Raw genomic sequence first — 14692 nt, forward strand, 5'->3', positions numbered from 1 at the left:
TGAACCATAGCGCGACTCCATTGGCGGCATCGGCATCAACGAGCAGGCCACCCTCGAATGGGCGAGGCGAAAAGCCTCCTTGCGCCAGAATATCTGCCGTCGCTTCAAGCGATCCCAGCGCTTCTGTCACGCTTTCCACGAGTCACCTGAGAAGCCAACGATCAAATTGTTGCTCATTCGCGTTCCTTCCAAAAATGCGTTCGCGATAATCAAGGAGCGGCAACGCTAATGCGCTCCCGTCAGGCCGTTTTCAGAACGGGTACGGCCGGCCCGCGCGCTGTTTGAGCGAGCTCGGCCCGGTTCCATTTGTCGAAGGCAGCGCGGCCCAATATCGAGATGGATGTATCTTCCTGCGGAGCATGGATGAGCACGGACTGAATATCGCGAAAATGTCGTTCGAGGCCGAGATCGGCGTTGAGACCTGGATTGCCGATGCCACGAACCGCGATCTGCACGGCCTCGCGGATTTGCCGTCCCGCGATGAGCCTGGCCCTTATGAAGATCTCCGCATCACCATGGTTGCCGTCCAGCGCGCCAAAGATGATCTGGCGGGCGCCGGCGACGAGCAGGTCGATTTCGCCGGAGAGTGTCATGAAGCGCTCGGTGCGAGCGATGGGGTGACCGAGATTGGCGGGCACACGTTCATGGGCGAAACGAATGAATGCCTCCTGCGCGGCTTCGGCGGCGCCGAGATAGATTGCCGTCAGAGCCAGGTTGATCGCCGCATGCGCCCGATTGTCCTGCTGGGCAACCGAGGGATCGACGAGTTCGAGTACGTTTTCCCCGGGAATTTCGACATCGATATACTCCACATCATGCGATCCTGAGGCGCGCATGCCGAGGCTTTTCCAGTTCTCGATCACCTGAATGCCCGGCAATCCATTCGGCACCACGAAGGTCCCGACGCGTGCAGGCGTCTCATCGGTATGCGCCCAGACAAGGAAATGGGTGAGACCGTATGCACCTGTCACGAAGCGTTTGCGCCCCGTGATCGACCAGCCATTCGCCGTGCGGCGCGCGAGTGTCGCAGGCAGGCCGCCACGCGCCGGTGATCCCAGCTCCGGCTCGACGCGGGCGGCATTCAGCAATAGCGGCCTCTGCTTCGCTTCGCTCAGGAGGTGCCTGTAGAGATCGTCCGGCCAATGATTTTTCGTCGCCTGGCCGAGATGGGTGAAGATCGTCATAGCGCTGATCAAGGCCACCGAAGGATCACCCCGTCCCAATGCCGCCAGAATATAAGCGGCGTCGCTCAGCGCAGCGCCTTTGCCGCCATAGCGCGTTGCAACGGTGCTTTCGAGGAGCCCGCTCTCGTGCACGGCACGAATACCGGCCCAGGGAAATTGCCCGGTCTGGTCCGCGTCGGGTGCGGCTTCGGCGAGAACGTTCACAGTCGCGTCTAGGACGGTTGGATCATAGGACATACGGCTCAAGACCTTCTAGCTGTCGAGGGTGCGTCATCACGAGAGGGGCGGATAGTTCAGGTTGTCGTTAGAGAAGGTCATCTGCTCGGTGTTGGGCGCTAGGCCCACGCATTACGCCGCGTTTTTCTTCTTCGCATCCTCGCGTTCGCGAATGCCCTCCCGCACGAGCGGAAGGATGTAACGCCCGTAGTCGACGGCATCGTTGTAATTGTCATAACCGCGGATGGAGATCAGATCGGCACCAAGATCGATGTAATCGAGAATGGAATCGGCGATCGTGCGCGGTGAACCCACAAGCGCGGTGGTCGCGCCGCTGGCATTCGTGGCCGTGACGGTCGGGTACCACAAGGCGCGGTCATGGACATCGCCGCGCTTGGCAATCTCCAGGAGACGCTGGGAACCGACATTGGCCGGCGGAGTGGCATTGATCGGAGCACGTGCCAACCCCTTCTGGCGGTTGGCGTTCAGTTGGTCGAGGACGCGATGCGCCTTTTCCCATGCCAGATCGTCGGTCTCAGCCACGATCGGCCGGAAGGTGACCCAGATGCGCGGGCGGTCCGTTCGACCTGCCTTTGCGGCTTCCGCGTAGATCCGCTCGATCTGCTGTTTCGTTTCCGCGAGCGGCTCGCCCCAGAGGCCGAAGATGTCGCACAGCGAACCGCCAATGCGATAGGCGGCGTCCGACGAGCCGCCGAGCGAAATTGGAATGAGTCCATTGGTCGGGCGCACCGCGCTGCGGAATTGCTTGAACTGATAATATTTGCCATCGAAGTCGAAAGGTTCCGTCGATGCCCACGCCAGGCGCAGGATGCGGATATATTCTTCCTGCCGTTCATAGCGCTCTTCCTTGTTGAGGAAGTCGCCTTCACGCGCCTGCTCTTCGTCGCTGCCGCCGGCGATGAAGTGAACGACCACACGACCGCCGCTCAACTGATCGAGGGTTGCGAGTGATTTGGCCGCGACCGTCGGATAGACCGTGTTCGGCCTGAGCGCGACGATGATCTTGATGTGCTTCGTATGCGCGAGCACCGTGGCCCCGATCGTGAAGGGGTCGAACGAGGATGAGGAGTAGGGGATCAGCGTATAGTTGAACCCGTAGTCGTCGAGGGCTCGTGCGTAGCGCTCGAGAAAACCCGGATCCACAGGGGCGTCGGGAATGGGGTTGAGGTCGTTCGACGCGTTGGGAAAGCTAACGCTGATGAATTCCGCGGCCATGTGAGCTCCTATAGGCTTCCGAACAATGGGGGAAGGTTAAGTCGCGGCGATGAGGCGAGGAAGACAGGTCTTTCTTTTTCTATTGAATATATAGAAAATATTCGCTGCTCTCGCGGATGAGGTAGCACTGAGGCAACGTGACGAAGTTCGACCGACCTCACAAAGCCTCGGCAGGCGACCACCCAAGCGCTGGAGCAACCGTTGCCGCCAGATCGGTCAACAGCTGTATATTCTCGCCAAGCCTAAAAGCAGGTGGCAGAAAGAGCACGATCTCGTCTGCGGCGGCCAAGCCTGGATCATTGAACACCGCCTCGATCACCTGGTCGGGCGTACCTTGGAAGACAGGCGAAATCAGGATGCCGGCAGGCTGGCTGGGAGGCTCGAGCGCACCCTTGGGACGCGATGCGGCAATTCCCTTGGTGCGACGCTCGAGATCATAGGCGGCGTACTTTTCCCGCAGCTCTGCGCTGGTGCCGACGAGGATCGAGGCGGCGACGGCCACGGGTGGCGGCTCGGTTGCCCAAGTCTTGCGCCAGGTAGAGCGGAAGGTCTCGATGATGCGGGCCTGATATTGCCCGAACGTCTCCCCCTCGGCCTGGTCGTGCACGACCGTCCCCGAGATCAGCCCGATGCCGAGTTCGGCCGCCTGCACGGCTGAGCTTAGACTGGCCGAGCCTTGCCGGATGCGGGCCCGCAGGGTCGGGCTATGTGGCGTCACGCGGAGTTCTGCGCCTTGCGGCGCGCCCTGGCCCGGCTCGGCGACCGTGTGCAGGACGTCGCCTGCGATTGCGGAAAGGAAGCGTGCTTGCCGGCGTTTCGCTTCCGTGCGTGCGTCGGCATCGACAGCGCCGAACACGGCATCGAAGGCGCCATTGGCGCCGGTTGAGATAGCGAGTTCAAGCCGGCCATCGATCAGCAGATCCGTCGTGCCGGCCGCCTCCGCAAGCAGGATCGGATCCTGGTAGCGCATCGGGATGACCGCCGATCCAAGCGTGATGCGGCTGGTATGCTGTCCGACGGCCGCGAAGAAAGGAAGCGGCGAAGACAGATAATGGTCGAAGTGTCGCTGATAGGCCCAGCCTGACTGGTAGCCAAGCCGCTCGGCCTGTTTGAAGAGCTCGATCCCGTCACGCAACCCTTGAGCCGGCCCGGCCTCGTCGTTGAACGAGACCCGGGTGTTGAAGCCCAACCGCTGCTTCGGTCGGAACGACGCGGGAAGGGTGCTGGCGGCCGCAGCAATGGTCATGCAATCTTTTCCTTGCGAAGAGCCCGCTCCGGATCCGTCTGTGGCACGCGGGACGGAGCTGCGATGCCGGAGGGGATCGATCCCAGAAGCGATGCCGTATAGGGGTGTTGCGGGTTGTGGAAGATATCGCTGACGGTCCCGTGTTCGACGATGCGGCCACGCTGCATCACCGAGACGGTGTGGGCGAGCTGACGTACCAGGGCCAAGTCGTGGGAAACGAACACGTAGGTCAGGCCAAGATTTGCCTGCAACGACAGCAACACGTCGATGATGTCGGCCTGGACGGTGACGTCGAGCGCGGAGGTGGGCTCGTCGAGTACGATCACATCAGGCTTGAGGACCAGCGAGCGGGCGATGGCCACGCGCTGGCGTTGGCCGCCCGATAGCGCCGTCGGCTTGCGTGAGAGCAGGTGTTCGCCGAGCCCGACATTGGCGAGCGCCTCTCGGACGCCTTCGGTCCGCTCCTTAGGCGTTCCGATCTTGAAGCGGTCGAGCGGCTCGCGCACCAGCTGCTCGACCGTCCAAGACGGGTCGAGCGAAGTGAAGGGGTTCTGGTAGACGAGCTGGAGGTGGCGCCACACCGATCGCAGCGACTGGCGCGAGCGGCCGGTGAGCTCTTCGCCGGCGACCGAGATAGTTCCCGTGTCGGGTTCGTCGAGTCCGAGCAGCAGCCGGATCGTTGTCGTCTTGCCCGAGCCCGACTCGCCGACCAGCGCATGCGTGGTGCCCGCCGGAACGGAGAATGACACGTCGTTGACGGCCGTCAGCACCTTGTCATCGACCGCGAAGGTCTTGGTGACGCCGCTGACCTCGATCTTCGGCACCTTGCTGGCCTCGGTCCTCAGGAAGCGGAAGCCGGAGTCGCGCAGCCTGGCGTAGCGGTCGGGATTGAGGGCCGGGACGTCGGCGTGCAGCTTTTTCGCATAGGCTGAGGCTGGCGAGGAGAAGACAGCCGCGGTGCGGCCCGTCTCCTGGATGCCGCCGTCCTTGAGCACCACGAGCGAGTCCGCCCGTTCGGCGGCGATCGCCAGGTCGTGAGTGATGAGGAGCAGGCTGATATCCAGCTCGTGCTGGAGCTTCGAGAGCAGGTCGAGAATCCGCTTCTGGATCGTGACGTCGAGCGCGGAGGTCGGCTCGTCTGCCACCAGCAGCAGCGGCCGCGGCAGGACCGCAAGGCCGATCAGCACGCGCTGCAGCATGCCGCCGGACAATTGATGCGGGTAGGAGTCGTAGACGCGCTGGGGATTGTCGAGCCCCACCTGGGCGAAGGTCTCCAGAATGAGCGCCTTTCGGATGGCTTTATTGGGCTCGTCGAGGAGTGCTGCCGCCTCCATTGCCTGGGCGCCGATCGCCCGCACCGGGTTAAGGGAATTGCCGGGGTCCTGCGGTACGAAGCCGATGGCACGTCCCCTAAGCGGCCGGAAACTGCGCTCGGAGAGCCCCAGCACTTCCTGGCCGTCGAACTCGACGCGGCCGGTGGCACGCGCGCCGCTGGGGAGTAGGCGCAGCACCGTGCGGGCGATGGTCGATTTGCCCGAGCCTGACTCTCCGATGAGGGCGAGACTCTTGCCGCGGCTGAGTTCGAACCCGACGTCGGTAACGACTTGATTAGGCCCGTAGGAGACCGAGAGGTCGCTCACCCGCAGCAGGGGAGCCGGCCTGCGCGGTATCGCGGTGGTCTCGGTGCGGGTGAAGGGGGCGGTCAGTCTGTCTTGCGGAGCCATCGGCTGATCCTGTTTACAGAGAGGACGGTCGCGATCGTGACGAAGGCGGGTGCGTAGACCAGCCATGGCCATTTGAGGTAATCCTTACCGATCGAGATCAGCAGGCCCCAGTCGGAAGCCGGCGGCGGGTCGCCGTAACCGAGGAAGGCGAGGCTGGCGATCACCAGGATCGAGTCGCCGAATTGCAGCACCGCAAGCGGCAGCACCGAGCGGGACGCATTTGGCAGGACGTGGCGCCACAGAATGTGCCAGCGCGATCCGCCCAGCAGGAAGGACGACTCGACGAAGGTCGCTTGCCGAGTCTTGATGACTTCCGAGCGCATCACCCGGGCGAATAGAGCCACCGCCGATACGCCTGTCGCGATGGCGGCGTTGGTGGTGTCGAAGCCGATCGCGGTGACGACGATGACCGCCAGCAGGAATTTGGGAATGGCAAGCAGCACGTCGACCAGTCGGGCGAATACGATATCGACCCAGCCGCCGAAGAAACCGGCCAGAAGACCGATGAGCCCGCCGGCGACGACGCCGATGACCACTGCGATCAGCGCGCTCGCCACGGAGGATGCCGTGCCATAGACGACGCGGGCATAGAGGTCGCGTCCCAGATGATCGGTGCCGAACCAGTGCGCGGCACTTGGGCCGAGCAGCTTCTGAGCGGTAACGCCGTTGACCGGGCTATAGCTGGTAAACAGGCCAGGGGCGAGCGACCAGGCAATCGCGAGCGTGACCACGGCGAAGGAAAGCAGCACAATCGGTGGCACGCGCAGCGCCGTCAGCCGGCCGATCGTCGTCACGCGCGCGGAGGAGTGAGTGGTGGCAAGCGTCATGACGTCACCGCTTTGGAAATATTGACGGAACCTTCCTCCGCCATAGTTGGACGACGTCCGGGTGTGCCGAGGAGTTTTACGCGCGGATCGAGCAGCGGGTAGGTGAGATCGGCGATCAGGTTGACGATCACAAAGACGACGGCTGCCAACGACACGACCGCCTGAAGCACCGGCAGGTCCTGGGTGCTCACCGACCGCTGCACCAGACTGCCAAGGCCGGTGCGCCCAAACACTGTCTCGGTGATCAGCGAGCCTCCCAGCAGTTCCCCGATCGTCAGAGCGATGACGGTGATGACCGGGAGCGAAGACGGCTTAAGCAGGTGCTTTGCAAAGAGGCGCATTTGCCCAAGGCCACGGCCACGCGCGACGGCGGCGTATTCTTGTCCGGACTCGTGGTCGAGGTTGGCGATCAGCACTTCGGCGATTTGCGCCGAGATGGGGATGCCAAGCGCGATCGCCGCAAACGCGGTCGCCCAGAAACTGTCGGGCTCGATCACGCGAAAGATGCCAAGCTGGAAGCCGAACAGGTGGATCAGCACCAGGCCGATCACGAAGTTCGGCACCGACAGAAACAGCGACGGGAAGCCGCGCAGTAATCCCTGGCCAAAGCGTTTCGGCAGGAACTGCGTGCCATAAGCGATTACCGCCGCCAGGATAAGGGCAACGGCAAGGCCGGCGGAAGCGAGGATCAACGTCGACGGCAGCACCTCGGCGATCAGGGTCGACACCGGCCGATTGGTTCGCATCGACAGGCCGAGATCGCCGGTCACGAAGCCGGAAAAGGCTGTCCACAACTGGATCGGAATAGGCTTATCCAGCCCCTGCGCGGCGATGATCTCCTTGATCTCGTCCGGCGTGAACCCATTCTGGGGGTTGTTCAGCACGTTGGTGATCGGGTCGCCGGGCAGGATGCTGACGACGACGAAGGTGAAGACGTAAGCCAGCAGGATCACGACAATAGCCTGCACAAGGCGTTTTGCAGCATAGTTCAGGTAGGCTTTGCTCATGCCGATCACCTTCTCGCGTTGCTCGGTCGCATTGCGGATTACTCGCTCTTCGTCGCCGTGTAGTAGCTGGCATAGGCGACGCCGTTGTAGACCACGCCTGTCAGCTTGGGAGACTGCGCATAGATCCGCTGGACGATCTGCGTGCGCGGAATGAAGTAACCCTGGTCGAGGACATATCTCTGCAGCTCATCCAGAAGCGGTTTGCGGCTTTCGATCGAAGCGGCGCCGGCGATCTTGTCGCGGAGTTCGTTGAGCGTCTTGTCGCTTTCGTCGAGGGCAAACCAGTTCTCGCCATTGTTGGCGTTCGTCAGGATGCTGGCGACTGTTCCTGCGTCGATGAAGCTGCGCGTCACCTCGTAGGCCGGCACGGCAGGACCGCCGTATTTCACCTTCTGGCCGAAGGTGACGACGTCGTAGGCCCGGATATCGACCTTCCAGCCGATCTTGCCGAGTTGCTGGGCGATCAGTTCATCGATCGCTTTGGAGGTTGCGAGATAGGGGTTGGAATTCAGCGTCAGCGACAGTTGCTTGCCGGCCTTCGCGCGGATGCCGTCGGCGCCCTTGGTCCATCCCGCCTCGTCGAGAAGCTTCTCGGCCTTGCCGGGGTTGTAGGCCAGCAGGGTGCTTTGGTCCGTCGCTCCCGGCACGTTGCTCTGGATGAAGGATGTCGCAAGCTTCCAGTCGGGCGTATAGACGGTGTCGATGATCTCCTGGCGGTTGATGCCGGCCTGGAGGGCCTGGCGCACCTTCACGTCATCATATGGCGCGAGCTTGGTGTTGATCGCCCAGCCGTTTACGAAACCGAGATAGCGCGGTGTCGCGACGGTGAAACCGTCTGCCTTGAGAGACTCCAACTCCTGTGGAGAGGCGTTGTAGGCGACGTCGGCCTGTCCGGATTGAACGGCCGAGACCCGCAGCGACGGCTCCGATACCAGCTTGTAGGTGATGGTATCGAGATAGGCCGGACCGGTATGACCAACCGCCCCAGGCCCCCAGTTGTAGTCCTTGCGCTTGGTGAGCTTGACGAAGTTGCCCTCCTTCCAGGACTCGACCACATACGGGCCGCTGCCGGAGGTCTTGCTGAGGTCGGCCTGCTGCGCGGCTGGCTGCGCGAGGGTCTTGGGCGAGATCAGGATCGAGCCATGGTAGCCGAGCGTCGGAATGAAACCGAGTGTCGGCTTCTTGAAGAAGACCTTGACCGTGGCCGCGTCAACGGCCTCGGCATGATCGTAGGTCTTCGGGAAGAGACCAATCGGGTTGATGCCCTCGTTCTTGCGGCCTGCGTACCAAATATCGAGGTTGGCGACGACGGCCGAAGCATCGAGCGGTGTGCCGTCGGAGAAGGTCACACCCTTCTTGAGATGGAGGGTAAACTCGGTGGCGGTGTCGTTCTGCTCCCAGCTCTCGGCGATCCAGGGGCTGACCTTGCCGTCAGCATCGACGTAGAGGAGCTTGTCGGTCACATGGCCCCAGATGTGGCCCTGAAAGCTGGAGATGGCGCTGTTGTTCGGGATCCACGTGTCGCCGAGCGAGTCGATCAGGAACGTGATGTCGCCACCTTCGCGCGGGCTGTCGGCAGCCTCAGCCGGAGTGAACCCCTTCGTTGCAACCAGAACGGCGACAGCCGCCGCGGACGTCGTGATCAGCAGACGGCGCCTGGAAAGGGAGAGCAAGGTGGAACGTTCGGTCATGAAGGATCCTGATGGTTCGAGTATTGTCTATGCCTGTATTGCGACCGTCGTCGCGAAGTGCGCGCGTCAAGCCGCCTCCGCTTCGACAACCGCGCCGAGCGGGCAAAACGCCTGCCTGAAAAACCGAGATGTATTTGTCCGTTTACGTCGTTTCGACGCTCAGAACGAAGGTGCCGATATTGCTCAGCGCCTGATCGTCTTACAGTCGAAGCCTCTGTTTGCTGATCGTTTTTCGGTCATGAAAGGTCCCCTGTTTTTGCCGAGAAGATCATGACGACAGCCTAGCAGGGTGGCTTGAAGGAGAAAGACCAGTTGTTCTTTTTCTACTAATTCTATGGATTATTTTCCCCCGGTTCCCAAAGATGATAGGATCAGCTTTTCAGAGAGGCTTTCGATCGCCGGATCTGTCGGCCGATGGTGCGAACGTCATGCGCTCGAGAATCCGCACCGGCGGCAGTTCTCCGGCAAACCGTTCCACCTCGATTTTCGTGATCTGCCCGGTCGAGCCTTGCGCCAATCGGGACGTTCCGACGTCACGGGTGAGAATATTCGGGTTGCCATGAATGCACATGGCTGTGCCCGCCGCCGGATCATCCGGCTCGAACCATGCTCCCGTTGCAAGCTGCATCACGCCTTTTCGGACAGTTGCGCTCAACCGAGCGGCAGCAAGACAGCTGCCCCGCGCGTTGAAGAGGCGGACGACATCGCCGTCCGATATGCCGCGCTCCGCCGCGTCGACGGGGTTGATGCGAACCGGCTCGCGGTCCTTGATCTTGGTCGAGCGGCTGAAATCGCCGTAGTCCAGCTGGCTATGCAGGCGCTGGTGCGGTTGGTTGCAGACCAGATGCAGCGGATAGCGGCTCTCATCCGCTTCTGACCTCGGCGGATACCAACGTGGATGACCGCCGCAGTCGTCGTAGCCAAAGTCTTCGATGGTTTGCGAGAAGATCTCGATTTTTCCCGAGGGCGTCTGCAGCGGAAACGCAGAAGGGTCGTGCCGGAAGGCGCGCGCCGGTCCGCCATCCTCGGGCTTGAGCGGCAGACGAAGTTCGCCATTTTCCCAGAACGCCTCGAAATCAGGCGCGTCGTGACCGCCATCGGCGAGCGCCTTACGCGTCGTCTCGAACAGATAGGCGAGCCATGCCCGACTGGTCCGGTTCGCGGTGAATTCCTCGTCTTTCCCGAGACGACGGGCGATCGCGGCAAAGATCTCGTAATCGTCTCGTGCTTCGCCAACCGGCTCGATCAGTTTTTTCATGGCGATCATGAGCTCGTCGCGATCTGCTGCGCCGATATCGTCTCGTTCCAGTGTCGTCGTCGCGGGCAGCACAATGTCGGCATGACGAGCAGTCGAAGTCCAGGCCGTCTCGTGCACGATAATCGTCTCCGGCCGTTTGAATGCCGACCGCAGCCGATTGATATCCTGATGGTGATGAAACGGATTGCCGCCCGCCCAATAGACGAGGCGAATGTCCGGATAACGCAAAGCCTGGCCGTTGTAGTGGAATTCCTCACCGGGATTAAGGAGCATGTCGGCGATACGCGCGACGGGGATAAAATCGGTCACAGGATTTCGGAACTGATTGAGGGTCGGCAGCGGTACCGCCAATTGATGCTTGCCGATATTGCCCAAGGCTCCAAGGGAATAGGAATAGCCGCCGCCATCCAGCCCGATCTGCCCCAGCATTGCGGCGAGCACGATGCCCATCCAGACCGGCTGCTCGCCGTAGTCGGCGCGCTGCAGGGAATGACTGACGGTGATCAGCGTCCTTGCGCGTGCCATCTTGCGTGCCAGGTCTTTGATGACTTCTACGCCGATGCCGCAGATATCTGCAGCCCATTCGGGGCTCTTTTCCAATCCGTCGGTGCGGCCGAGCAGATAATCCTCGAAACGGTCGTAGCCGACCGTATACCGATCCAGGAAGGGACGGTCATGCAGGTCTTCACCGACAAGCACATGCGCGAGGCCAAGCATCAGCGCCACATCGGTGCCGGGTATGATCGGCAGCCATTCCGCGCTCAGGTCAGCGGGAAAATCGTCCTCGAGCGGGCTGACGAGTATGAAGCGGGCGCCGCGGGCGCTGGCGCCGGTGAGCTTCTGCCGTACGACATGCGTGCTGATGCCGCCGCCGTGCACATCCGCATTCTTGATCGCCATTCCGCCGAAGGCGACGACCAGTTCGCTGCTCCGCTCTATGGCATCCCAGGTGACGCTCTTGCGGTCGAACTGGTCATATGGTCCCAAGACATGCGGGATGACGACCATGGCCGCACCGGAACTGTACGTGTTGACGGATCGCACATATCCGCCCAGCACATTCAAGAAGCGATGGATCTGGCTTTGCGCATGGTGGAAGCGTCCGGCGCTCGACCAGCCGTAGGAGCCACCGAACACGGCGCGAGGGCCATACTCGCCGTAAACACGCTGAAGCTCTTTCGCGACCAGTTTCTCCGCCTCGGGCCAGCTGACCTCCAGATAGTCGTCTGCTCCGCGTTTGGCTGCATGACCAGGTGTGCCTTCGAGCCAGCCGCGCCGGATCGCGGGGCGCCTGACGCGAGCCGGGCTATCGGCAATCGCGGGAAGATTGCCCAGCAATGGGGAGGGGTGCGGATCGCCCGGATGCGGCCGGATCTCTAGCTTGCCGTTCTCGTATCGGCCTGAGAACGCTCCCCAATGGGAACTGTGGGTCTTGAACGCGTTCATCTGAGAGTGTCCTCGGCGATCGATGCGCTTCCAAAAGGAGGCTGACGAAACCTAGCCCGGCAGGATCTTTCCTGGGTTCATGATGCCACCGGGGTCGACTGCGTTCTTGATGACCGCCATGAGATTCACGGCGTCGCCATGTTCCTGGCGCAGATAGGCAATCTTGCCCGTGCCCACGCCATGTTCGCCCGTCGATGTGCCGCCGACCGAAATCGCATATTCGACCATCTTCTTGTCGATGGCGGACTGAACAAGTCTCCGGCAGCTGCGCTTGTCGCAAGCACCTGTCGGAATGAAATCAGGCAACCAGCATCTCGCCCTGGAGATGCCGTTCGAGGAAGGGCAGGCTGTCCTGTCCCCAGTAGAGCTCGTTTTCGTAGCGGAACGTCGGAAGTCCGAAAACACCCGACTGCTTGGCCGCCTTGTAATTCGCCTTCCAGATTGCCTGCACGGCATCGCTCTGACCTTGCGCATCGAGCGTAGCGCCATCGAAACCAGCGGCATCCGCTATCGCCCGGCGAACCTCCGCCTTGCCGATGTCCTCACCGCGTCCCCAGAAGGCTTCCTGGAGGGCTCGCGTCAACGGCAGCCAGTCTGCGCCATTTTCGATAGCGGCAATGATCATGAAGCCGGCGGATGTCGGATCTGAAAGCGCGGCGCGGTTTTCGAAATTTAACGTCTTACCTCGTAGTGCCGCCCAACGCTTCAAATCCGTAGTCCAGTAGGCACGGCGTGCCGCCGGCCGGTTGCGCGCGTAGATCGCGCCATTATCCTCGATCAGCGGGATGAGAAAAGGACGGATCGTGGCCTCATGTTCACGAGCCAGTTCGGCAAACGGCTCGAGACCGATGAAGGACCAAGGCGAGCCGATGCCGAAGAAGTAATCGATGGTTTTTGTCATGCTTTGCTCTTTTTTGAAGGCTCACTCGAATGGATTGCGGCGTCGAAGACGGAAAGCGCGCAGTCGCGGGCAATCAGTACCGCCTGTGGATCGCGGCCAACCGCCACAGTGGCGAGTGCCCCTTCGTAGAGAAGGGAGAGATGCGCTGACGCCTGGTTCGGGCTGCCGCCTGTTCTTGCCATGATGGCGCCGAATATGCCTCTCACCATGGCCTTGTGTGCCCGCGCCACTGACACGACACGTTCGGAGTCGCCGTGCTCTGCGACCGCAAGAGCGAAGGCGCAGCCGCGAAACTCTGGGCTATCAGCCTTTTCGTGCAGCCGTTCAAAGATCACGTTGATCTGCTCTCTTGGTTCATTCGTCGCCTCAAGAACGTCTTGCAGCGAGCGAATGACGCGGTCGTGGCGATCCTCGAGATAGGCGGCGACGAGATGGTCCTTGGACGGAAAGTGCCGGTAGAGTGTGGCCTTCGCGACCTTCGCTTCTTCGATGATGCGATCGATCCCGACGGCCCGGATGCCTTCTTTGTAAAAGAGCGCGCCGGCTGCGATGAGGATATGATCTGATATGGCTTCTCTCATTGGGTCGCTTCAGCTTGAGGTTTCATCGTTGTGGGATTGGCAGGCAAGTGATCACGCGGTCTCGAGAAGACCAGTGTCGATGCCGCTATGTGATCTGTCGACAAGTGAGCGGATCGCGTCAAGCGGCAGCGGTTTTGAGAAGCCTTCACGCGCCAGTCGGCCGGCAAGCGTCTGAACCGCCACGTTATAGGGTGTCGGAATATTGTGAAGGCGGCCAAGCAGGACGATTTCGCCGTTCAGAAAATCGACTTCGCTCGACGCCCCGCGAATAAAGCTTTGCCACGTCGATTGCTGCCCCGGCTGGATGCCGCTGTTCTGCGCTACGCGCCAACCTGAGATATCGATAGTCCGCTCCGAAGGTGAAGCGGGACTGTATCCGGCAGCCTCCAGAGCTTGGCGAGCCTCGCTCACCAATGCCTCGCCAATCGAAACCAATAGATCGGCAGAACCGTCGAACAGTTCCAGCACGTTTCGAACGTTGTGAAGAAGTTTGGCCGATTTCCAACGCTGGATGTCGGGGCTCGTTTCCGCGAGGTAGCCTGCACGGTTCAGGTCCGCAGCAATTCGATCGCTCGTTTCATCACGGCTCAGTGGAAAACGCCCGACTGTGACGACGCCGACCTGCGGGTCGCCGCTGACAGCGACTTTGCCTGTTTCCGTGAAGCGGGCAGGCGTGATGATGCTCGCTCCATAAACCCGGTCAAAGGTTCTGAGCGCAAACGCTTCTGCTGCCAGGCCGTTCTGGAAGGTGACCACAGGAAGATTAGCGGCAGTTGTGGTTGTCGCGCCTGATACCGGCCGCCATGACCAGAAGGCGAGGGCGCCGGCCACATCCTGCGACTTCACCGTCAGCAAAAGAATATCGCTCGGCTTCAACTCGGGCAGATCGGCGAGATCGAAGGCGTTCAGACTGATCTGTTGCGTACCGGATGGACGCTGGTAGCTTAAGCCATGTTCCTTCACATGGCCGATTTGCGCGCCTCGTCCGATCAACGCGTAGCTGATGCCGGAAAGCTCGAACTGTGCAGCCATGCTCGCGCCGACTGCCCCCGCTCCGATGATGATGTACCGGGTCATTTCGTCTTTCCAAATCTAATCTGCGGCTGACACACGCGCCGTCGTCGCGCTTGTCGCCATTCAACACCTACGGTTCCTGCTAAGGAATAAAAGACAGTTGCTCCGATTGGGAAATCGCATGATCTGCCTGGGGATGACAGCCGGCTAACGCAACACTTTGAATTCGAAATCCTGGTCAACATTGATGGCCCATTGAGCGTTACATAACGTAAGCGCCCGCTTCCTGAATGTTGGGAGAAGTGTAGGTTATCACCTCATCAGCAGAAAGACAGGTCGTTCTTTTTCTACTGAATTAGTA

Annotated in this window: 12 protein-coding genes and 1 pseudogene; 1 reads left to right on the forward strand and 12 read right to left on the reverse strand. The window is 61.2% G+C overall.

Annotated features, from left to right (window positions below):
- Window positions 1-239: 239 nt before the first annotated feature.
- The 7 genes from FP026_RS27330 to FP026_RS27360 all read right to left on the reverse strand — a co-directional run bounded on the left by FP026_RS27330 (window position 240) and on the right by FP026_RS27360 (window position 9131).
- On the reverse strand, window positions 240-1421 hold the full coding sequence (locus tag FP026_RS27330) for an acyl-CoA dehydrogenase family protein (protein ID WP_149637711.1): 1182 nt from the start codon (window positions 1419-1421) through the stop codon (window positions 240-242).
- A gap of 111 nt (window positions 1422-1532) precedes the next feature.
- A complete protein-coding gene (locus FP026_RS27335; RefSeq protein ID WP_149637712.1) occupies window positions 1533-2636 on the reverse strand; it encodes an LLM class flavin-dependent oxidoreductase in 1104 nt (367 codons plus the stop codon).
- Window positions 2637-2793: 157 nt separating this feature from the next.
- Window positions 2794-3882 carry an LLM class flavin-dependent oxidoreductase gene (locus FP026_RS27340; RefSeq protein WP_149637713.1) on the reverse strand — a complete coding sequence of 363 codons (1089 nt, stop codon included), beginning with the start codon at window positions 3880-3882 and terminating at the stop codon, window positions 2794-2796.
- Window positions 3879-5606, reverse strand: a complete 1728-nt coding sequence (locus tag FP026_RS27345) for an ABC transporter ATP-binding protein (RefSeq protein WP_149637714.1) — start codon at window positions 5604-5606, stop codon at window positions 3879-3881. Before FP026_RS27345 ends, FP026_RS27340 begins: the two co-directional genes overlap by 4 nt.
- Window positions 5585-6433, reverse strand: a complete 849-nt coding sequence (locus FP026_RS27350) for an ABC transporter permease (RefSeq protein ID WP_149637715.1) — start codon at window positions 6431-6433, stop codon at window positions 5585-5587. Before FP026_RS27350 ends, FP026_RS27345 begins: the two co-directional genes overlap by 22 nt.
- On the reverse strand, window positions 6430-7440 hold the full coding sequence (locus FP026_RS27355; RefSeq protein WP_149637716.1) for an ABC transporter permease: 1011 nt from the start codon (window positions 7438-7440) through the stop codon (window positions 6430-6432). The genes FP026_RS27350 and FP026_RS27355 overlap by 4 nt, the downstream gene beginning before the upstream one ends.
- 38 nt (window positions 7441-7478) lie before the next feature.
- The gene (locus FP026_RS27360) at window positions 7479-9131 is read right to left on the reverse strand and encodes an ABC transporter substrate-binding protein (protein WP_149637717.1); all 1653 of its coding nucleotides are present in this window, start codon (window positions 9129-9131) and stop codon (window positions 7479-7481) included.
- On the opposite strand from FP026_RS27360, the gene FP026_RS27365 reads away from it, so the two are divergent.
- A complete protein-coding gene (locus tag FP026_RS27365; RefSeq protein WP_149637718.1) occupies window positions 9130-9405 on the forward strand; it encodes a hypothetical protein in 276 nt (91 codons plus the stop codon). The two genes, FP026_RS27360 and FP026_RS27365, sit on opposite strands and share 2 nt — an antisense overlap.
- Window positions 9406-9510: 105 nt before the next feature.
- On the opposite strand, the gene FP026_RS27370 is transcribed toward FP026_RS27365, so the two are convergent.
- The 5 genes and pseudogenes from FP026_RS27370 to FP026_RS27390 form a co-directional block, all read right to left on the reverse strand.
- Entirely contained in the window at window positions 9511-11835 is a 2325-nt protein-coding gene (locus tag FP026_RS27370) for a molybdopterin guanine dinucleotide-containing S/N-oxide reductase (protein WP_149637719.1), read from the reverse strand.
- Window positions 11836-11886: 51 nt separating this feature from the next.
- Window positions 11887-12081 (reverse strand): annotated as a pseudogene (locus tag FP026_RS27375) (FAD-linked oxidase C-terminal domain-containing protein); the annotation flags it as partial.
- A gap of 52 nt (window positions 12082-12133) precedes the next feature.
- Window positions 12134-12736, reverse strand: coding sequence for a 2-hydroxychromene-2-carboxylate isomerase (locus FP026_RS27380; protein WP_149637720.1), 603 nt, complete (start codon window positions 12734-12736; stop codon window positions 12134-12136).
- On the reverse strand, window positions 12733-13317 hold the full coding sequence (locus tag FP026_RS27385) for a TetR/AcrR family transcriptional regulator (RefSeq protein ID WP_149637721.1): 585 nt from the start codon (window positions 13315-13317) through the stop codon (window positions 12733-12735). Before FP026_RS27385 ends, FP026_RS27380 begins: the two co-directional genes overlap by 4 nt.
- A gap of 51 nt (window positions 13318-13368) precedes the next feature.
- Window positions 13369-14394 carry a ketopantoate reductase family protein gene (locus tag FP026_RS27390; protein WP_149637722.1) on the reverse strand — a complete coding sequence of 342 codons (1026 nt, stop codon included), beginning with the start codon at window positions 14392-14394 and terminating at the stop codon, window positions 13369-13371.
- Window positions 14395-14692: the final 298 nt, after the last annotated feature.

It is taken from the genome of Martinezella tropici, from assembly GCF_008370325.1.
Lineage (GTDB): Bacteria > Pseudomonadota > Alphaproteobacteria > Rhizobiales > Rhizobiaceae > Rhizobium > Rhizobium tropici_B.

Excerpts from the sequence above, each read along its gene's own strand:
- FP026_RS27330 (WP_149637711.1), bottom strand. The coding sequence starts at position 1,421 with ATGTCCTATGATCCAACCGTCCTAGACGCGACTGTGAACGTTCTCGCC.
- FP026_RS27335 (WP_149637712.1), bottom strand. The coding sequence starts at position 2,636 with ATGGCCGCGGAATTCATCAGCGTTAGCTTTCCCAACGCGTCGAACGAC.
- FP026_RS27340 (WP_149637713.1), bottom strand. The coding sequence starts at position 3,882 with ATGACCATTGCTGCGGCCGCCAGCACCCTTCCCGCGTCGTTCCGACCG.
- FP026_RS27345 (WP_149637714.1), bottom strand. The coding sequence starts at position 5,606 with ATGGCTCCGCAAGACAGACTGACCGCCCCCTTCACCCGCACCGAGACC.
- FP026_RS27350 (WP_149637715.1), bottom strand. The coding sequence starts at position 6,433 with ATGACGCTTGCCACCACTCACTCCTCCGCGCGCGTGACGACGATCGGC.
- FP026_RS27355 (WP_149637716.1), bottom strand. The coding sequence starts at position 7,440 with ATGAGCAAAGCCTACCTGAACTATGCTGCAAAACGCCTTGTGCAGGCT.
- FP026_RS27365 (WP_149637718.1), top strand. The coding sequence starts at position 9,130 with ATGAAGGATCCTGATGGTTCGAGTATTGTCTATGCCTGTATTGCGACC.
- FP026_RS27360 (WP_149637717.1), bottom strand. The coding sequence starts at position 9,131 with ATGACCGAACGTTCCACCTTGCTCTCCCTTTCCAGGCGCCGTCTGCTG.
- FP026_RS27370 (WP_149637719.1), bottom strand. The coding sequence starts at position 11,835 with ATGAACGCGTTCAAGACCCACAGTTCCCATTGGGGAGCGTTCTCAGGC.
- FP026_RS27380 (WP_149637720.1), bottom strand. The coding sequence starts at position 12,736 with ATGACAAAAACCATCGATTACTTCTTCGGCATCGGCTCGCCTTGGTCC.
- FP026_RS27385 (WP_149637721.1), bottom strand. The coding sequence starts at position 13,317 with ATGAGAGAAGCCATATCAGATCATATCCTCATCGCAGCCGGCGCGCTC.
- FP026_RS27390 (WP_149637722.1), bottom strand. The coding sequence starts at position 14,394 with ATGACCCGGTACATCATCATCGGAGCGGGGGCAGTCGGCGCGAGCATG.